Source organism: Mucilaginibacter auburnensis (assembly GCF_002797815.1).
Lineage (GTDB): Bacteria > Bacteroidota > Bacteroidia > Sphingobacteriales > Sphingobacteriaceae > Mucilaginibacter > Mucilaginibacter auburnensis.
The window spans coordinates 1,120,748-1,140,505 of sequence record NZ_PGFJ01000001.1; the positions used below are offsets into that span (position 1 = coordinate 1,120,748).

Below are 19,758 nucleotides of genomic sequence, written 5' to 3' on the forward strand. Positions count from 1 at the left end.
ATTTTATTTTTGCTTTGCGCGCATTGCGTGCCTTTATTTTTATATCTGCATATGGCTGAGGTTAATTATAGTGAAGATAGTATACGGTCGCTTGATTGGAAAGAGCACATTCGCCTGCGACCGGGCATGTACATTGGTAAACTGGGCGACGGCTCTGCTTACGACGATGGTATTTATGTATTGCTGAAGGAAATAGTTGACAACTCAATAGATGAGTTTGTAATGGGAGCGGGTAAAACGATAGATATTACCATAAGCGACCATAAAGTTGCCGTGCGAGACTACGGCAGAGGTATACCACTGGGTAAGGTAATTGATTGCGTATCGAAAATTAACACAGGTGGTAAATATGATAGCAAGGCCTTTCAAAAATCAGTAGGGTTAAACGGTGTGGGTACCAAGGCGGTAAATGCTTTGTCAACCTCGTTCACTGTTCAATCCTATCGTGATGGCCGCACAAAAATTGCTGAGTTTGCTAAAGGCGAATTGGTGCGTGATGAAGCAGAAAAGGAAACTTCCCAGCGTAACGGCACCGCTATAAACTTTTATCCAGACGATTCCATCTTCAGGCATTACCGTTTTATACCGGAGTTTATTGAGAACATGATATGGAACTATGTTTACCTTAACTCTGGTCTGACCATCAACTTTAATAACCAAAAATATTTTTCAGAACGAGGGTTATTTGACCTTTTAACCAAAAAAACCAACAACTCCGAGACCTTGCGCTATCCTGTTATTCATCTTAAAGGAGATGATATTGAAATAGCCATGACGCACGGGCAGCAGTACGGAGAAGAATACTATTCGTTTGTTAACGGGCAACACACTACGCAGGGTGGCACGCATCAGGCCGCCTTCCGCGAGGCGGTAGTAAAAACCATACGCGAGTTTTATGATAAAGATTATGATGCAGCCGATATACGCGCGTCAATTGTAGCTGCAATAGCCGTTAAGGTGCAGGAGCCTGTGTTTGAATCGCAAACAAAAACCAAGCTGGGCTCACAGAATGTTGGTCCCGAAGGCCCGTCTGTACGCACATTTGTGGGCGACTTTGTTAAGAAGGAACTTGATAACTACCTGCACAGAAACCCCGCTACGGCAGATGCCTTAAAGGCCCGTATTTTACAATCTGAACGCGAGCGTAAGGATATAGCCGGTATTAAAAAACTGGCTAACGAGCGCGCCAAAAAAGCATCATTACATAACCGTAAACTGCGCGACTGCAAGGTGCATTTTGACGATACCCATGAACGCAAGCAGGATACCACTTTATTCATCACCGAGGGTGATTCTGCATCCGGCTCTATCACCAAATCGCGCGATGTAATGACGCAGGCGGTATTTAGCTTAAAAGGTAAGCCACTTAACTGCTTTGGTTTAACCAAAAAAGTGGTTTATGAGAATGAAGAGTTTAACCTGCTGCAACACGCCCTCAATATTGAAGACGGCGTTGATAATTTGCGCTACAATAACATTGTAATAGCTACTGATGCCGATGTAGACGGTATGCACATCAGGCTACTTTTAATGACCTTTTTTTTGCAGTTCTTTCCTGACCTGGTGAAGGCCGGACACGTATCTATCTTGCAAACACCATTGTTCCGTGTGCGTAATAAAAAGGAAACTATTTATTGCTACAGCGATGAAGAGCGCCGCAACGCCATTGCCAAATTGGGTAACAAGCCGGAGATAACCCGCTTTAAGGGTTTGGGAGAGATATCTCCTGAAGAGTTTGGTCTTTTTATAGGCAAGGATATGCGTCTTGACCCGGTTATTCTGAAAGATGCCAATATAAAAGGCTTGCTGGAATACTTTATGGGCAAAAATACACCGGCCCGTCAACAACACATTATTGGAAACTTAAGGGTTGAGAAAGATGATGAAACGGTTAACCCGTTAGTCGCTGCTAAAGAAGAGGAATTACCGATAGCGGTATAAAGGGAATAATGAATATCGGATTTCGAACACCGAATATAGAAGTAGTAAAACTAACCCTTCATCATTCGATGTTCGAAATTCGGTGTTCGATATTCTTACCCTCTCGCCATACGCTCCAAAGCGTCAATGAACACGGGCGAATCGTTAAGGCTTTCTACCAATTGCACATGCTCGCCGCCAAGGGCTTTAAATTCAGCACCGTATTCTTCAGTTACTTCATAAACTGTTTCAAGGCAATCGGCCACAAAGGCAGGGCAAAGCACTAACAGACGTTTTTTGCCCTCTTTAGCCAAATGTTCAATTACCTGGCTGGTGTAAGGCTGTACCCATGGATCGTTACCCAGGCGCGATTGAAAACAAACTGTATAATTCTCTCTTGCTAAATTCATTTGCGCGGCTATTAGCCTTGCAGTATCATAGCTTTGAGCCGAATAGCAAAACTTATTAGTATCATTTAGCGTGTTGCAGCAACCATCAACCTTTAGGCAATAGCTGCCGGTATGGTCGCATTTCATTAACTGGCGCTGCGGAAGGCCGTGAAAGCTGAATAATATATGATCATACGTTTCGGGCTGATATTTTAAGGCATTTTGAGCAAAAACAGAGATCATCAGGTCATCATCATGAAACGAGTTGATAAAGCTGATGTTCGGGATAGTTTGCCATTCGCTTACTATTTTCATTACCTTATCATGTACAGACCCCGTACTTGCAGAGGCATATTGCGGGAATAATGGAATAACCTTAATGTCCGACACCAAATTCTTCTTGAATTTTTCTAATGCCGAATCAATTGACGGGCTTTGGTAACGCATAGCCAGTTCAACCTGGTATTCATCTCCCAAACGCTCAGACAAAGCTTTGTGCTGCAAAATGCTGTAGTGCAACAAAGGAGAGCCTGTTTCTTTGTCCCAGATCTCTTTATACAATTTGGCAGATTTTGGCGCGCGGAAAGGAACAATGATACCCCTAACCAAAATATTGCGCAGAACAGGATTAACGTCTATCACCCGTCCATCCATCAAAAATTCATCTAAATATTTGCGTACATCGGCAGTTGAGGGACTGTCGGGTGTGCCAAGATTAACCAGTAATATGCCTTTTTTTGCCATGGGCGCAAAAATAGTAAAAAAAGGCCCTTCCTTGTAAAGCCCTGGTTTTATTACACAATAATTAAAAACTAAAAGCAGCTGCAATTACAAATTTGTGTAACAATATTTAAGGCCCATAGTCTTACCGTTAGTTTTTCTATATTTATACCATGCCGGTAAAAACCACTTTCCGAGAAAATGTTTCTATTGCCCTGCAATCCATTGCCGGTAACCGTTTGCGTACATCGCTCACTGCTTTAATTATAGCTATTGGTATAATGGCGTTGGTTGGTATATTAACCGCGGTTGAAGGTATAAAGCAATATACTACCGATGCGTTTTCCAGCTTGGGTGCTAACTCGTTCACTATACAGAATCGTGGTTCGGGTATACGTTTTGGTGGTGGTCGGCGTAAGGTTTACCCTGCTATCAGGTATGATCAGGCGGCGCGTTTCAGAGATAAGTTTAAACTGCCTTCAACAATAGCCATTAACCTGAATGTATCCAGCCAGGCCGTGGCCAAATACGCCAGTAACAAAACCAATCCTAATGTTAGCATAACAGGTTCTAATGAGAACTATGTGCAAACAAATGGTTACAAAATTGCACTTGGCCGTAATTTCTCTGATGCCGAATTAGAACATGGTGCTAACGTGGTTATTATTGGCGAAGAAGTAAAAGATAAACTTTTCAAAAAAGAAGATCCTATTAACAAATCAATCTTTGTAGGTAGCAATAAATTCAGGGTGATAGGTGTTTTTGCGCCAAAGGGTTCAAGCGCTGGCTTTGGCGGCGACCGTTTATGCCTTATCCCAATTTTGAAAGCAAAACAAATAACAACGGTTGCCAATCCTTCTTTCTCCATAGCGGTTATGGTGAATGGGCCGGGCAGTTTAGATTTAACCACCGGCGAGGCAACCTCTTTGTTTAGGAACATACGCAGCTTAAACGTAGCAGCACCAGACAATTTTGAAATTGTACGAAGTGATTCTATTCAACAACAATTATCCGGGCAAATAACCGGTATGACCATTGCAGGCTTTGGTATAGGAATAATTACACTGCTTGGCGCTGCTATTGGTTTAATGAATATTATGCTGGTGTCTGTTACCGAGCGCACGCGCGAGATAGGCGTAAGAAAAGCCATTGGCGCTACACCGGGTGTGATACGCAAGCAGTTCTTGATCGAAGCTGTTGTTATCTGTATAATAGGCGGCATTGGCGGTATGATATTGGGTATGGCCATAGGCAATCTGATAGCAGTAAGCATCAGCGGAAAGTTTGTTATTCCGTGGTTGTGGTTATTCTCTGCTTTTGCGTTATGTACCTTTATCGGCTTAGCATCAGGGTTTTACCCAGCCAAAAAAGCTTCTAACCTTGATCCGGTTGAAGCGTTGAGGTACGAGTAGGTTAGGTGATCCGAAAGTCGGGACTTCCATAAGTCCGAGGACTAACAGAATCAACTAATATTCTTTAGCGAATAACGAAAAGGAAATCTTCCGGACTTTCCGACTTGCGGACTACAAGAGCGTAATATTCTTCAGCGGATAATCATTAAACATCACCTTTTCGATATAGGTTGTTCTCAGTGAATCGCCGAAAGCTGCGGCGTGTTTGGGGTGGTGCATATCGCTTGAAATGAAGTCGATCAGTTTAAGATCTATCATTTCTTCGGCGCGCTTTTTGGTTTCACGGCCGTAGTAACCGGTTAATGATATGGTGTTTAATTGCATATTACATCCCCAGCCACGCATCATCGTCATGGTGTCGGTAGTTAAATAGGGATATCTTTCCGGGTGCGCCAATATAGGTTTATAACCCGCGCTTAACATTTTTTGCATAGCCGAAAACCAGTTGTTTGGCTGACTGATGAATGGATATTCATATAACACATATTGATCACCAAATGATACCAGTTTGCCTTCGTCTATACGAGGTTCAAATGTTTCATCAAAGTAATGTTCGGCACCGGCTTCAACCTGTACTTCAATTCCTTGATTTTTAAGCTCCGCTCTTAACAGTTCCAACGCGCCGTTAATGGTTTCGGGCGTGTTGCGATAAAAATCTATCATGATGTGGGGCGTGGCAATAATTTTTTTTATGCCAAGCTCCACCATGCGTTTTACTAAAAAAACAGATTCCTCCACATTTTGCGCACCATCATCAATGCCTGGTAGTACATGCGAATGCATGTCTACAGCTATTGATTCGTAGTTAAACGTAATTTCTTTATTTTGAGGTTTCTCTTTCTTCTTAAAAAAACTGAACATTATCTGTTATTATATTGATCGGCGTAATATTGCTGGTAGTGGCCTGATGTAATATCGTTCAACCATCCCTCATTTTCAAGGTACCAGTCAACGGTTTTTTCCAGGCCTTCTTCAAACGTTATGCCCGGTACCCAACCTAACTCGTTTTTAAGTTTGGTGGCATCAATGGCATATCTAAGATCGTGGCCGGCCCTGTCTGTTACAAAAGTGATCAATTTTGCTGATGTTCCCGGCTCTCTGCCTAATTTTTTATCCATTATGCTGCAAAGCAGCTTTATCAGATCAATGTTTTTCCATTCGTTGTGCCCGCCAACGTTGTAGGTGGTGCCTGGTTTTGCGTTATGGAAAATAACATCAATGGCGCGTGCATGATCTTCAACCCATAGCCAGTCGCGTATGTTCTCGCCTTTACCGTAAACAGGTACGGGTTTACTGTTCTTAATATTATTAATAGCCAGCGGGATCAGTTTCTCAGGGAAATGATAAGAACCATAATTGTTAGAGCAGTTAGATATTACAGTATCAATGCCATAAGTATCATGGTAAGCACGAACAAAGTGGTCAGAGCCTGCTTTTGACGCCGAATAAGGCGAATGCGGATCATAAGCTGTTTCTTCGGTAAACATACCATCTTCACCTAACGAACCATAAACCTCGTCTGTTGATACGTGGTAGAACCTTGTTTTATCATAGTTACCTTTCCAGGTTTCGCGGGCAGCCGTAAGCAGGTTAACTGTACCCACCACGTTGGTCATTACAAATTCTGCCGGATTAGCAATCGAGCGGTCAACGTGCGATTCGGCAGCTAAATGTATAACTGCATCCGGCTTTTCGGTTTCAAAAAGCTCATTTATAAAGGCAATATCTACAATGTCGCCCTTAACAAATTTATAGTTGGGTTCATTCTCAATATCTTTAAGGTTGGCCAGGTTACCGGCATACGTTAATTTATCAAGATTGATAATGCTGTATTGCGGATAGTTTTTTACAAACCTGCGCACTACGTGCGATCCTATAAAGCCGGCACCGCCGGTAATGATTATTTTTTTCATCAATTTAGCATTATGTCTATAATGGATTTTCGGCAATATACTTTTCCCAATCCCATGCCGACTTCATCATTACATCAAGGCCTAATTCTGTTTGCCATTGCAGGCCGTTTTTTGATTTGGTAACATCACCCCAAACCTGTTCAACGTCTCCGCCACGGCGTGGCCCAATTTGATAGTTAAGTTTAACGCCGGTCGACTCTTCAAAAGCTTTGATCACTTCAAGTACGGTGCTGCCTTTGCCTGTGCCCAGATTGTAAACATCGTATCCGGAGAAGCTTTCTTTTTCCATCAGCTGTAACGCTGCAACGTGTGCTTTAGCCAAATCTACAACGTGAATATAATCGCGTACGCAACTGCCGTCTGATGTATTATAGTCGTTGCCAAATACTGTGATCTTTTCGCGTTTGCCAATAGCTGTTTGGGTTATAAATGGCACCAGGTTTTGAGGCACGCCAATTGGCAGCTCGCCAATTAAAGCGGATGGATGCGCGCCTACAGGATTAAAATATCTTAATGAAATAACCTTGTACTTGCTTCCGCCGGAAGCTATCATATCTTTTAAAATTTCTTCGGCTATTTGCTTGGTGTTGCCGTAAGGAGATTCGGCTGCTTTTACAGGCGCATTCTCTGTAACCGGAAGTTGCTCGGGTTGTCCATAAACTGTACAGCTTGAAGAAAAAACAAAGTTGAGCGGTTTTTCCCAGTAAGCGGTCAGAATATTGATAAGCGAGTAAAAGTTGTTCCGATAATATTTCATCGGAAAATTTACCGATTCGCCCACAGCTTTAAATGCTGCAAAATGGATAATACCGGCTATTTCGGGCTCATCAGCAGCCAGTTGTTTAACAGCATGTTCGTCGCAAAGGTCTAATTTGTAAAATTGGGGTACATGGCCTATAATTTTAGCCAGTTGGTCCAACATTTTAGGGTGCGAGTTAGACAGGTCGTCAACTATAATAGGTTCATAACCTGCATTTACCAGTTCAACAACCGTGTGCGACCCGATGAATCCTAAACCTCCTGTTACCAGTATTTTCTTCATATTATCGTGTATAATGCTTAAAGTCTTTATGTTCAACCTTTTCAACCAGGTCTTGTGGCAGCGATTTGAAATACTCGTAAGTTATTTTCAAACCTTCGCTGCGCGATACCTTGGGTTCCCATCCTAATAAGGCTTTTGCCTTGGTAATATCAGGGCGGCGTTGTTTGGGGTCATCGGTTGGTAAAGGCAGGCTTATCATTTGCTGGTCTGTACCGGTGAGCTTAATTATCTCTTCACCAAACTGCCGGATGGTGATCTCATCAGGATTACCAATATTAACCGGGTGAGGGTAATCACTGAAAAGTAAACGGTATATACCTTCAATCAAATCGTCAACATAACAGAATGAACGTGTTTGCGATCCGTCACCAAACATGGTTAATGATTCGCCGCGCAGGGCCTGACCTATAAACGCAGGTAAAACACGTCCGTCATTTAAACGCATACGCGGGCCATAAGTATTAAATATGCGCACAATGCGTGTTTCAAGCCCATGGTAGGTATGGTAAGCCATGGTCATGGCTTCCTGAAAACGTTTAGCTTCATCGTAAACGCCGCGTGGCCCAACAGGGTTTACGTTACCCCAATACTCTTCGGGCTGAGGGTTAACGCTTGGGTCGCCGTATACTTCTGAAGTTGATGCAATAAGCATGCGCGCTCCCTTTGCCAGTGCCAGGCCAAGCAGGTTATGTGTACCTAATGAGCCAACCTTTAGGGTTTGAATAGGTATTTTTAGATAGTCAATAGGGCTGGCCGGTGATGCAAAGTGAAGTATGTAGTGCAGTTCGCCCGGCACGTGTACAAAGTTGGATACGTCATGATGGTAAAACTCAAAGTTATCCAGTTTGAACAGATGTTCAATATTACGCAGGTCGCCGGTAATGAGGTTATCCATGCCAATTACATGGTAATCTTCCTTTATGAATCTGTCGCAGAGGTGCGAACCTAAAAAACCGGCGGCACCGGTAATCAATATACGTTTTCTGGGCATATGCTTATTTAAAAGTGCTTTTTTTAACCGCTTTAATGTACAGGGTACAGCTGCTAATATACTTGATTTGGCTTAAAGAGTTAATGTTAAATAATTGTTTAGTTTATAATTTATACGTTATTGAAAAGAGATGGTTCTATAAAAAAGTGACTTATTAATTATTTAGATTACTATTGCAACTAAGATAGTAATTTTGCCGTGATGCTACTCATTTACAGTATAGGCGTGCGTTTTTATTACGCCCTTGTTTATATAGTCTCTTTTTTTAATAAAAAGGCGGCATTATGGATATCAGGACGACGGGAACAAGTAGTTAAACCTCAAAAAAATAGCCTTTGGTTTCATTTTGCATCACTCGGTGAGTTTGAGCAGGGGCGGCCTGTGCTGGAAGAACTGAAAAAGCAATATCCTTATCATCCGGTAATTATAACTTTCTTTTCACCATCAGGCTACGAGGTACGCAAGAATACTCCTTTTGCCGAAGCGGTGTATTATTTGCCGCTGGATACGTCGGCTAATGCGCAGCATTTCATTGAACGCATTGATCCCTTAGTAGCTGTTTTTACTAAGTATGAATATTGGTATTACTTTTTTAGTGAACTGAAAAAGAGAGAAGTGCCCCTGTATATCATCTCCGGGATATTCAGGCCCAATCAGATTTTTTTTAAATGGTATGGCGCGCTTCACCGTAAAATATTAAGCTTTGTTACTTACTTTTTTGTGCAGGATGAACGCTCTGTGCAATTGCTGAACGATATTAGTGTGAACCACACCACCATTAGTGGCGATACCCGTTTTGACCGTGTTTGGGCCAATGCGCAACAGCCGAAGGCTATTCCATATATTGAAGAATTTAAAAACGGACAACAGTTGTTTATTGGCGGCAGTACATGGCCGGTTGATGAGGCTTTGCTTGCAGTTTTATTTAGACAATATCCGGAATGGAGGTTTATTTTTGCTCCTCATGAGATCAGTGAAGACAAGATCAATGGTTTATTAAAGCTTTTCCCCCAAAACACTGCCATCAGATATTCACAACTCATCGCTCAACGCGTGCAACCGGTGGCTCAACGAGTGCTGGTAATAGACAATATAGGTATGTTATCGGCTTTATACCAGTATGCTGATATTGCTTACATTGGCGGTGGTTTTGGCGTAGGCATTCATAACACGCTTGAAGCAGCGGCCTTTGGCTTGCCCGTAATATTTGGCCCGGAATATAAACGTTTTAAAGAAGCAAGGGATCTGGTAGCTGAAGGAGCAGGCTTCAGCATTGCCAACGAAGCAGAACTTACAGGAATTGCAGGCAAGTTGATGAATAATGCCCAAGACCTGGCTGCTGCCGCTCAAAAAGCGCAAACTTACGTACAACAAAATGTAGGCGCTACGCCAAAAATAGTGGCGCATATCCAACAACACCTCTCAGTTTAGCCTGCCCACCGCCAGCTACTATTTATTCAAATGTTCGGCAGCATTCAATAAGTGTTCGGTATCGAACAGTTTTAAAACTGATTTAAAATTTATCTATTTGATAATCAATATTTTGTAAAATGGGTTCTGTTTTGGCATAGGTGGTTACGAACAATTGAAAATGTACGTAATCATGACCACCTCAAATACCAACAGCCGTTTAGAACAGTTATGGAAAGGCTGCCTTCAGAACAACCGCAAAGATCAGGAAGTATTTTACAAAATGCTCGCTCCTAAAATGCTTGCATTATGTATGCGTTATGCAAAAGACAGGGATACCGCTCAGGATATTTTGCAGGATGGTTTTGTGAAAATTTTTAAAAATGCCAACAACTATCGTGGCGAAGGAAGTTTAGAGGGTTGGGTGCGCAGCATAATGGTGCACAGTGCTATATCGTATTACCGCAAGGCAAAAAAAACTGTTCTGATAGAAGACTTTGCTGAAACCGGCTTAGCTATCGGCACAAGCCATAACGCCAATAAGCTGGAAACTACAGAACTGAATAATTTGATAGACCAGTTACCTGAAAATTACCGTTACGTTTTTAGCATGCATGCTTTAGAGGGTTACTCGCATCGCGAGATAAGTGATAAACTGAATATTTCGGAGCTTTTATCTCGCACAAACTTAAGCCGCGCCCGCAGTATCCTTAAAAACAAACTGAATACTTTAAACAATATTAATCGTTATAGCATGGCAGGTTGATCACTTGTGCTTTGGTCCCATAAAAAATGTGAGATCTCCGCCATTTATTAAATCAGCATGGCTTAAAAACAGAGCGTTTATAGGTTTTCCATTCAGCAAAAGTTTTTGTACGTAGACGTTCTTTTCGCTTTGGTTATTTACCCTGATGGAGAGCTTCTTGTCTTTGCCAAGGTTTATAACCGCTCCATCAACTGCCGGGCTGCCAATTGCATATTGATCTGACCCAGGTGCTACGGGATAAAAGCCTAACGAACTAAAAATATACCATGCGCTCATTTGTCCGGTATCATCATTACCTCCTAAACCATCGGGCGTTGGTTTATACATTTTAGGTAATATCATTCTTATGCGTTCCTGTGTTTTCCAGGGCTTATCGGTCCAGTTGTATAAATAAGCCACATGATGAGATGGCTCGTTACCATGCACATAGTTACCAATAATACCATCGCGCGTAATGTCCTCTGTCTCTTCAAAAAATTTATCAGGCAGGTGCATAGTAAACAGCGAATCCAGGTATCTCACAAAACGTTTATTACCACCCATTAATTTAATTAATCCTGCCGCATCCTGAGGTGCAAATAGCGTATAGTTCCAGGCGTTGCCCTCAATAAACCCTTGACCGATAGTGGTAAGCGCATCAAATTTTTTGCGGAATGAGCCATCTGCAAGTCGCGGGTGCATAAAGCCGGTAGCAGGGTTATAAACGTTTTTATAGTTCAATGCCCGTTTACTAAACTCATCATAAATGGCAGTGTTGCCTAATTTTTTAGCCATTTGCGCAATGCACCAGTCATCAAAGGCATACTCAAGCGTTGATGATACAGAATTGCCATCGCGTTCATCAGGTATATAACCCTTATCCATGTATAAGCCAATGTTCATGTATTGCCTTCCGCGTGCGGTGGTAACGCATGCTTCTAAAGCAGCGTTAACGTCAAAAGGAGCGTTGCCTTTTACAACAGCATCGGCAATAACCGATACGCTGTGATAACCACTCATGCACCAGTTCTCGTTAGCCGAGTTTGACCATACAGGCAAGAAATGTTCAGGACTCTGCTGATAATGGGCTAGCATAGAACGCACCATATCGGCATTTCGCTCTGGTTCTATTATATTGAACAGCGGATGCAAGGCCCGGTAGGTGTCCCACAGGCTAAAAGTAGTGTAATTGGTAAAGCCATCGGCGTGGTGCACGTTGTGGTCAAGGCCTTTATACTGACCGTCTACATCCATATAAACAGTAGGGTTGATGAGCGTGTGATATAAAGCCGTGTAGAAATTTTCTTTGGTTTCGTTTGATCCCTGTATCTCAATTTTGTGCAACTCTTTTTCCCACTGTTGTTGCCCATCGGCTTTTACCTTGTTGAAATCCCAGCCGGAGATCTCGGCACACATATTATTCAACGCGCCCTCCATGCTTACCGGTGACAGCGCTACCTTTAGTTTGATTTTCTCTCCATCGTATGTTTTAAAGTCGAAGTAAGCCTTGATCTGTTTGCCCGCTATTTCGGGGAAGTTACGGCGTTGGTCAAACCTTCCCCAAAAACCTCCATAGGGCACACGCGACGAGTAGTTAGCAAAGCCATGGGCAATAAAGGGTTTTGAAAAGCTAATGGCAAAGTACTGTGTGCGTGTACGCGCCCATCCGCTGGTTTGCCTGAAACCAATAACAGTAGTGTCATTAACTACCCTTAAGTAGGTCCATACATTTTTATCGGGATAGTTGTAAATACCGGCAACCATATCTAATACCACATGCGCGCTATCAGTTTTAGGGAAGGTATATTGATGGAAGCCAACCCGGGTGCTGGTGGTCATTTCGGCCAGTATATTATACTCGTCCAGTTTTACTTTATAATAGTTGGCCTCGCTTTTTTCGTTTTGATGGCTGAAAGGCGAACGGTACCCGCTGTGGGGCTGGTCGGCACGGCCCGGATTAAGTTTTAATTTGCCAACAGTAGGCATTATCAAAATGTCGCCAAGGTCTGAATGCCCGGTGCCGCTAAAATGAGTATGACTAAAGCCAACTATGGTTTTATCATCATACTGATAGCCTGCACAGTATTTATATACGTCAGCATTGTATTTGCCGTTTTGCTCATAACTTATGGTATCTGTTTCGGGGCTTAGCTGCACCATACCAAAAGGTACCGTAGCTCCAGGGTAGGTATGCCCCATGCGTTGTGTTCCAACAATAGGCTTAACATATTGAATAAGGTTTTGCGCCTTTGCGGAAAAAAAGGCAATGCTTAGCAAACCAATGAATAGTTTCTTCATAGGATGTAGTATCAGTTAATGTGCTGTAAATATAAACTAAGATTTGGAGGATAATATGGGAGAATGTAACCTGCGAATAGTTAATATCCATTCATCGTCAAAAGACAAATTACAGTTCATACTATAAAGAAGATGTTAACAGATTTAAATTTTTTGTAATGTAAAGTTAAAACCACGTTTACACCGCGTTTACTTGCCTCGGATAGCTTTGCGCTAACTAAAATTCAACTTATGAAAGAAAATTTACGCGCAAAGCTCAACATGGCTTTAACCATTTCGGCCATAGCTTCTGTTACTTTTGTTGCTTGTAAAAAAAACAACAACGGGGAGCAGACCGAGAACCCAACCTTAACCGAAATTAAAGACTACTCTGTTACCCCATCATTGGTAAAAACTCTTGCAGGTTTTGAAAATGTAAAGGTAACTACCTTGATCAGCAGCGACGACAAATTATCAGGCTCTCCTGATTTTGTTTTTGGCGCGCAGCCTGATGGCGCCGGCATGATGAAGGATCCTAACAGTGATGGTTACATTATGATCAATAACCATGAGATATTGTTTTCAGTATCAAGGGTGTATCTTGATAAGAACTTGAAACCTGTAAAAGGCGAATACATTGTTGATTCAGAAGGCGGTAGAATGCGTTTATGCTCTGCTACTTTGGTTGACCCGGCTACTTACGGTTTCGGTCCGGTTTTCTTAACTGCAGGCGAAACTGACGGCGAATCAATGATCCACGCTATTGACCCGCTTGGCCCTGTTTACAATAAAAAAGCTAACAGAACCCTTACCGCTTTAGGTAAATGTAGCGCAGAGAATGCAGTGCCACTACCTAAAGACGCTTACGCAGGCAAAACGGCCATTTTTATTGGCGAGGACGAAAGCAGCCGTCAGGGTTTAGGCCAGGTTAACTTATACCTAAGCTCAACCGGCGATTTGAATAACGGTAAGTTATACATGCTGCGTCGTAAAGACCTGGACGTTGTTGAAACTGATATGGCAGTAAACTCCGCTTATGATGTTGAGTTTGTTGAGTACGAAAATGTTAAAACCAGCACAGGCGCGCAGCTTGCGGCTCAAACTGTAACTAAGAGTGCAATCCAGTTTGCACGTGTTGAAGACCTTGACCACGGTAAAGGTGGTGGCAATGCCAGCAGAACCCTTTACTTTACTGCAACAGGTGTTAGTCCTGACAAGGTGAATGCGGCTCCGGGCTTAACTATGTGGGGTAGAGTTTACAAACTGGAATTAGATGCTGCTGATCCGCTTAAAGGTAAATTAACACCGCTTATTGATGGTGTAGTTGATCCGGGCAACAGCCTTGTAAATCCAGATAACATTTGTGTAACCAAGAACTTTGTTTACATACAGGAAGACGGCGACTCGTTCTATACCAATAACAAACATGATGGCCGCATCTGGCAGTATAACATTGCTACAAAAGTGCTTAAGCCAATGCTGGAAATGAATCACCGCCGTACAGATGCTACTTTTAACGCGAAATACAACCCTGCAAACGATACCCGTTTAAGCACCTGGGAATATGGCGCTATGTATGACATCTCTGACTTAACAGGTCGCCCTAATACATTTGCGGTAAATATACACCCACACACCTGGACAGATAACAAATTCTTGAATGCTGATGGCGGTGGTTTAACTACCAACAAAGAAGGCGGTCAGGTAGTTATCCTTACCGGTTTAGAAAAATAATTATAATCACAATCCCTCTTTAGCAGGTCCCACTTAACTGTGGGGCCTCTATTTTTTTTATAGCGATGTTCAAAAAAACAATTCCCTTTCTACTATTCTCGTTTGTTCTGGTTCTTTCCTATTGCACGCTTCGAAAGGCTGATGTAAAAACGTCTGTTAAGGAGCACCTGCAAAAAAGTGTAGACACCCTTGACCAGCAAGCCGCTCATTTACTAAACAGTGCCAACAAAGGCGAAGCAGAGTTGCGTAACGCTTTTTTAAGCACGCGCGTGGCTTATAAAAAGCTGGAGTGGTTTAGCGAATATTACGCGCCAACCACCTCCAAAGAGTTGAACGGGGCGCCCTTGCCCGAGATAGAAATAGAAGAGACCAAAGTTTTTGAACCATCAGGCCTGCAGGTTATTGAGGAGTATGTTTACCCATACAATCCTGCTACCAAGGCTGACCTTTTAAGAGAGATAGCTTCTTTCCGCTCAAGTTTGAAACGTTTGCGGATGATATTGAACGATACCGAATTTACGGAGGCCCACATACTGGATGCCTGTAAATTGGAGGTGTTCCGTGTCATCGGATTAGGCATATCCGGCTTTGACACACCGCTGAGTAAAACCGGTATTGAAGAGTCGGCAGTAGCTTTAGCCGCTGTTGCAAATGTTTTAAAGCTATTTGGCGAGAACGAGCAATTGCAGGAGCAGATCAACGCGGCTATAAAGTATATAGGCAAGTCGCCGGACTTTGACAGATTTAACCGTGCTGAATTTATTACCCAATATGCCGATCCCATAAGTGAAGGCATACTGGCATGGCAAAATCAGTTAGGTATTCAACCACTCAACACCGAAATGGCTTTAAGGAATAAGGCCGCCACGCTGTTTGATAAAGACGCTTTCAATATCAATCACTTTGTAAATACTGCCGAAGCTATGCCCGATGCTAAAAAGATAGCGTTGGGTAAAGCATTGTTTTTTGACCCGGTTATATCTGGCGCTACGCGCAGCTGTTCACATTGCCACCAGCCGCAACTAGCCTTTACAGATGGCATGGCAAAAAGCGCAGCATTGGCCGAAGGGCGGTTTGTTAAGCGCAACTCACCAACGCTGATGTATGCCGGTTTGCAGGATGCACAGTTTTATGATATGCGCGCCAAGACCTTAGAGGGACAAGCTACCGACGTTATTGCTAATAAGGATGAGATGCACGCTTCGGTTGAAGAGGCGGCACGCAGGCTGGAAGGCAACTCACAATACTTTAAACAGTTCAAGGCAGCTTTTTCTACCATGGACAATACCATACGCCCACGTTATGTAATGATAGCGCTGGCCAGTTATGTACGCTCGCTGGCGCCCTTCAACTCGCGGTTTGACCAATACATGCGTGGTAATAAAAGCAAGCTTACTGCTAACGAGGTTAATGGCTTTAACCTTTTTATGGGCAAGGCCAAATGTGGCACCTGCCATTTTACACCGCTGTTTAACGGCACCGCGCCGCCCACTTTTGCCAATACCGAGGCAGAAGTTTTAGGGGTGCCTGCCGATCCGCGTGCCAAGCACCCGGTGGTTGATCCGGACGAGGGCCGCTCATTCCACAGCAAAATTGAGGAGATCAAATATGCCTTTAAAACGCCAACGCTTCGTAACATAGCTTTAACCGCTCCTTATATGCACAACGGCGCTTTTAAAACGTTAGAAGAAGTGATGGATTTTTACGAGAAAGGCGGCGGCGCAGGCATTGGTATAAAACTGGACAACCAAACCCTGGCTACCGACAAGCTAAACCTGACTGAACAAGAGAAGAAAGATATCATTGCATTTTTAAAGGCTCTGACCGACGAGTAGCTAATGTAGGTCGTTTCATCGTCTCACTGAATATGTGAGACGATGTGAAACGATATTTTTTGTAAGATATTGATTGTTAATTTATTATCGTTTTTGAGTGAAACGAAAATGAAACGGGTGAAACGATTTTTTGCTTGACTCGTCCTGAAAAGGTTTACAATTTTGTTTGTTGATGCTGTTATTAGTTTACGTTTTCATTTTTTCTAATGCAGGTGTAGCCCATCACCATTAAAAATAACCCTTATCACAACCTATCAACCTTAAACTTGTTATATTTACCAAACATGCCGAACTGACAGTGTTAAACACTATTTGTAACAACGGTATGTAGTTTGCTATCTAAAACCCAAAAACTTAAGCTAAATAAAAATGAAAAAATTATTCGCAGCAATATTGTTTATAGTAGGTGCCATGTCATTAAGCTCATGCAGCTACAACAGCATGGTAAAATTAGATGAGAACGTTAAAGGCAAATGGGGGGCTGTACAAACCCAGTATCAGCGCCGTGCCGACTTAATACCTAACCTGGTTGCTACCGTAAAAGGCGCCGCTAATTTTGAACAAAATACTTTAACAGCGGTAATTGAAGCACGTGCCAAAGCTACTTCTGTACAGGTTGATCCAACTAAATTAACGCCCGAGGCTATTCAGCAGTTCCAGGCAGCGCAAGGGCAGTTAAGTTCTGCTTTGGGCAGGTTACTGGCTGTGTCAGAAAACTATCCGCAGTTAAAAGCTAACGAAGCATTTATGGGTTTGCAGGCACAATTGGAAGGTACAGAAAACCGTATAACTGTTGCCCGTAAAGATTTTAATGATGCCGTGCAGGAGTTTAATACCAAGGTACGCAGCTTCCCGGCCAACATCACTGCAAAAATGTTTGGCTTTAGCGAAAAAGGATATTTCCAGGCCGAAGCCGGAACAGACAAAGCTCCTAAAGTACAGTTCTAAGTTAGAGAATAGAGATTAGTGATCAGAGATTAGTTTTTTTACGCTCTTGTTACTAATCTCTGATCACACTAATCACTAATCAACTAACTATGACCCTCTTCAACGACGCTGAACAGCAGCAGATCACGGATGCGATAGCCAAAGCCGAGAAAAACACTTCGGGCGAGATACGTATTTGTGTGGAGAAGAACTGTAAGGAAGAAGTGCTTGACCGCGCTGCTAAATATTTTTACCAGTTGAGTATGGAAAAAACAAAGCTCCGCAATGGGGTTTTGATCTACCTGGCAACTGTTGACCGTAAGTTTGCCATAATTGGCGATGCCGGTATTAACAAAGTGGTGCCTGCAGACTTTTGGGATTGCACAAAAGATGAGATGCTGGAGCAATTTAAGCACGGCAATTTAGTTGAAGGAATTATTGCAGGTATAACCCGCGCCGGCGAAAAGCTGGGCACGTTTTTCCCTGGCCAGCCTGATGATGTAAATGAAATATCAAATGATGTTGCATTTATGGATGGCGATTAAACGCATAAACATGTTTAAAAAACTATTGATATTTTCCAGTCTGCTTTTGCTGGGCCTGTTCTCATTCGCTCAGGATTTCCCGGCAAAATCAAACACCCTGGTAACTGATTATACCAACACGCTTTCGGCCGAAGAAAAGCAGCGTTTGGAAGACAAACTGGTTGCCTTTGATGACTCTACCGGCATACAAATAGCGGTGGTTATGATGCGCTCCATCGGTGATTACGATGTGAACGAGTATGCTACCGAATTGGGCAGGCGCTGGGGCGTAGGGTATAAGGATAAAAACACGGGTATAGTTATACTGGTTGCTAAGGATGATCGCAAACTATCTATCCAAACCGGTTACGGTATGGAGGGCCAACTACCCGATGTTATTACTCAGCAGATTCGTGTTAATGAAATAAACCCTCGCTTTAAGGCGGATGATTTTTATGGCGGACTTGATGCCGGTACAGATGCCATAATAAAATACAATAAGGGCGAATACAAGGCAGATGCGCGAGAAGTTAAACGCAGTGAAAAACGTGACGGCGGCGGTTCTATTGGCTTTGTGGTTATCATTGTTGTGTTTATTCTCATCATGATCTTCCGCAGAGGCGGTGGTGGCGGCGGCGGACAGGTTATTGGCAGGCGTGGTAGCGCAAGCCCGTTCTGGTGGATGCTGGCAGGCTCACTAATGAACAGCGGTAATCGCGGTGGCGGTGGTAGCGGCTGGGGCGGCGGTGGCAGTTCAGGCGGCGGCGGTGGTTTTGGCGGCTTTGGCGGTGGCAGCTTCGGCGGCGGCGGGTCGGGCGGTAGCTGGTAGGGCTTAATTACTGATTTGCGGAGTTATTGAATTGTTGATTTGTCTGTCAGAATAAATAGTTCAATATTCTTTAGTTCTACCTATACGGCCACTTTATTCAATAAATCAATAATTCAGTAATTCAACAATCGGCAAGATGTATCGCGATATGATCATAGATGAGACGCGTAAAATAGCGCTTATCATCGCCAAACTAATGGGCATTAAAGAGCAGGGTACCAAGCAGGAATTCGCTGATGAGTTCGAAAAAGTCCTTAAAGAAGAATACGAGGCTGAACTGGAAGCGCTCATCAATTTAAATGAAGATGAGTTTAAAAGCCTTGTTAATTCGGGCCGGTATAATGCAGAAAAATTAAACGCTTTAAGTCAGCTTTTATATGTTTTTGCTGAACCTTTTTACAATGACGCGGATACGAAACTGCTGTTAAAAAAGGTGATGATCATTTTTGATGTTTTAGAACAAAAACATCGCTTTCAATCTTTCGATAACATTAGTAAACGAAATGCCATTTACAGGTATTTCGAAAATAACCATGAGTGAAAATTTAAAGTGGAAGCTGCTTAGCTCATCCTATATACATAAAGGCCCATGGGCCACTTTACGTACCGACAAGTGTGAAATGCCTGATGGCCGGATTGTTGACGAGTACTATGTGTTAGAATATCCCAACTGGGTAAATGGCGTAGCTTTTACTAATGAAGGAAAAGTCCTTATGGTACGCCAATATCGACACGCTGCAGGAATTGTTTCGCTGGAGATTCCGGGTGGGGTAATTGATGGTGATGAAAAACCCGAAGATGCCATGCGCCGTGAATTATTGGAAGAAACAGGTTATCAGTTTGATAAAATAGAGTTGCTGTCTACCGTGTATGCAAATCCGTCAACTGCAAATAACAAAACCTTTTGTTACCTGGCCACAGGCGGCGTTAAGGTACAGGAGCAGGCGCTTGATGAGCACGAAGAAGTAGTGGTAGAGCAATATACTATTGAGGAAGTAAAGCAGCTATTGGCTGATAATAAAATAGCCCAGGCTTTACATTGCACCGGGCTGTTTTACGCTTTAAGTAAGTTGAATAAGCTTTAATGCTT

At 42.9% G+C, this 19,758-nt stretch carries 17 protein-coding genes; 11 read left to right on the plus strand and 6 right to left on the minus strand.

Features of this window, described 5'->3' with window-relative positions:
* The first annotated feature begins 51 nt into the window (after nt 1-51).
* Nucleotides 52-1,941 (plus strand): DNA topoisomerase IV subunit B, encoded by a 1,890-nt coding sequence (locus tag CLV57_RS04930; protein ID WP_100340218.1) that lies wholly within the window; start codon nt 52-54, stop codon nt 1,939-1,941.
* Nucleotides 1,942-2,036: 95 nt separating this feature from the next.
* Here CLV57_RS04930 and hemH read toward each other — a convergent pair whose 3' ends face one another.
* Nucleotides 2,037-3,053, minus strand: a complete 1,017-nt coding sequence (gene hemH, locus CLV57_RS04935; protein ID WP_100341314.1) for a ferrochelatase — start codon at nt 3,051-3,053, stop codon at nt 2,037-2,039.
* Nucleotides 3,054-3,202: 149 nt separating this feature from the next.
* On the opposite strand from hemH, the gene CLV57_RS04940 reads away from it, so the two are divergent.
* Nucleotides 3,203-4,441: an ABC transporter permease gene (locus CLV57_RS04940; RefSeq protein WP_100340219.1), complete on the plus strand. Its 1,239-nt coding sequence runs from the start codon at nt 3,203-3,205 to the stop codon at nt 4,439-4,441.
* Nucleotides 4,442-4,552: 111 nt separating this feature from the next.
* Here the strand turns inward: CLV57_RS04940 and CLV57_RS04945 are convergent, their stop codons facing one another.
* The 4 genes from CLV57_RS04945 to CLV57_RS04960 are packed head-to-tail and all read right to left on the minus strand — an operon-like array spanning nt 4,553 to nt 8,387.
* The gene (locus CLV57_RS04945; RefSeq protein WP_100340220.1) at nt 4,553-5,302 is read right to left on the minus strand and encodes a tyrosine-protein phosphatase; all 750 of its coding nucleotides are present in this window, start codon (nt 5,300-5,302) and stop codon (nt 4,553-4,555) included.
* The gene (gene rfbB / locus CLV57_RS04950; RefSeq protein WP_100340221.1) at nt 5,302-6,354 is read right to left on the minus strand and encodes a dTDP-glucose 4,6-dehydratase; all 1,053 of its coding nucleotides are present in this window, start codon (nt 6,352-6,354) and stop codon (nt 5,302-5,304) included. The genes CLV57_RS04945 and rfbB overlap by 1 nt, the downstream gene beginning before the upstream one ends.
* 16 nt (nt 6,355-6,370) lie before the next feature.
* Nucleotides 6,371-7,396, minus strand: a complete 1,026-nt coding sequence (galE, locus tag CLV57_RS04955; protein ID WP_100340222.1) for a UDP-glucose 4-epimerase GalE — start codon at nt 7,394-7,396, stop codon at nt 6,371-6,373.
* A 1-nt stretch (nt 7,397) separates the two neighbouring features.
* Nucleotides 7,398-8,387, minus strand: coding sequence for a UDP-glucuronic acid decarboxylase family protein (locus CLV57_RS04960; protein WP_100340223.1), 990 nt, complete (start codon nt 8,385-8,387; stop codon nt 7,398-7,400).
* Nucleotides 8,388-8,588: 201 nt separating this feature from the next.
* Between CLV57_RS04960 and CLV57_RS04965 the strand changes: the two genes are divergently transcribed.
* Together CLV57_RS04965 and CLV57_RS04970 are read left to right on the plus strand one after the other, a co-directional pair.
* Entirely contained in the window at nt 8,589-9,818 is a 1,230-nt protein-coding gene (locus CLV57_RS04965; RefSeq protein WP_100340224.1) for a 3-deoxy-D-manno-octulosonic acid transferase, read from the plus strand.
* A 172-nt stretch (nt 9,819-9,990) separates the two neighbouring features.
* A complete protein-coding gene (locus CLV57_RS04970) occupies nt 9,991-10,563 on the plus strand; it encodes an RNA polymerase sigma factor (protein WP_245856875.1) in 573 nt (190 codons plus the stop codon).
* Here the strand turns inward: CLV57_RS04970 and CLV57_RS04975 are convergent, their stop codons facing one another.
* The gene (locus CLV57_RS04975) at nt 10,564-12,840 is read right to left on the minus strand and encodes a GH92 family glycosyl hydrolase (protein ID WP_100340225.1); all 2,277 of its coding nucleotides are present in this window, start codon (nt 12,838-12,840) and stop codon (nt 10,564-10,566) included.
* Between the two features lie 231 nt (nt 12,841-13,071).
* Here CLV57_RS04975 and CLV57_RS04980 point away from each other — a divergent pair, with 231 nt between their 5' ends.
* The 7 genes from CLV57_RS04980 to CLV57_RS05010 all read left to right on the plus strand — a co-directional run bounded on the left by CLV57_RS04980 (nt 13,072) and on the right by CLV57_RS05010 (nt 19,753).
* Nucleotides 13,072-14,553, plus strand: coding sequence for a PhoX family protein (locus CLV57_RS04980; RefSeq protein ID WP_100340226.1), 1,482 nt, complete (start codon nt 13,072-13,074; stop codon nt 14,551-14,553).
* Nucleotides 14,554-14,618: 65 nt separating this feature from the next.
* The gene (locus CLV57_RS04985; protein ID WP_100340227.1) at nt 14,619-16,388 is read left to right on the plus strand and encodes a cytochrome-c peroxidase; all 1,770 of its coding nucleotides are present in this window, start codon (nt 14,619-14,621) and stop codon (nt 16,386-16,388) included.
* A 369-nt stretch (nt 16,389-16,757) separates the two neighbouring features.
* Nucleotides 16,758-17,336 (plus strand): LemA family protein, encoded by a 579-nt coding sequence (locus CLV57_RS04990; protein WP_100340228.1) that lies wholly within the window; start codon nt 16,758-16,760, stop codon nt 17,334-17,336.
* A gap of 89 nt (nt 17,337-17,425) precedes the next feature.
* On the plus strand, nt 17,426-17,860 hold the full coding sequence (locus tag CLV57_RS04995; RefSeq protein ID WP_100340229.1) for a TPM domain-containing protein: 435 nt from the start codon (nt 17,426-17,428) through the stop codon (nt 17,858-17,860).
* Nucleotides 17,861-17,870: 10 nt separating this feature from the next.
* On the plus strand, nt 17,871-18,668 hold the full coding sequence (locus CLV57_RS05000) for a TPM domain-containing protein (RefSeq protein ID WP_100341316.1): 798 nt from the start codon (nt 17,871-17,873) through the stop codon (nt 18,666-18,668).
* 148 nt (nt 18,669-18,816) lie between these two features.
* Nucleotides 18,817-19,209 carry a hypothetical protein gene (locus CLV57_RS05005; protein WP_157799070.1) on the plus strand — a complete coding sequence of 131 codons (393 nt, stop codon included), beginning with the start codon at nt 18,817-18,819 and terminating at the stop codon, nt 19,207-19,209.
* Nucleotides 19,202-19,753 carry an NUDIX hydrolase gene (locus CLV57_RS05010; RefSeq protein WP_100340231.1) on the plus strand — a complete coding sequence of 184 codons (552 nt, stop codon included), beginning with the start codon at nt 19,202-19,204 and terminating at the stop codon, nt 19,751-19,753. Before CLV57_RS05005 ends, CLV57_RS05010 begins: the two co-directional genes overlap by 8 nt.
* Nucleotides 19,754-19,758 lie beyond the last annotated feature (5 nt).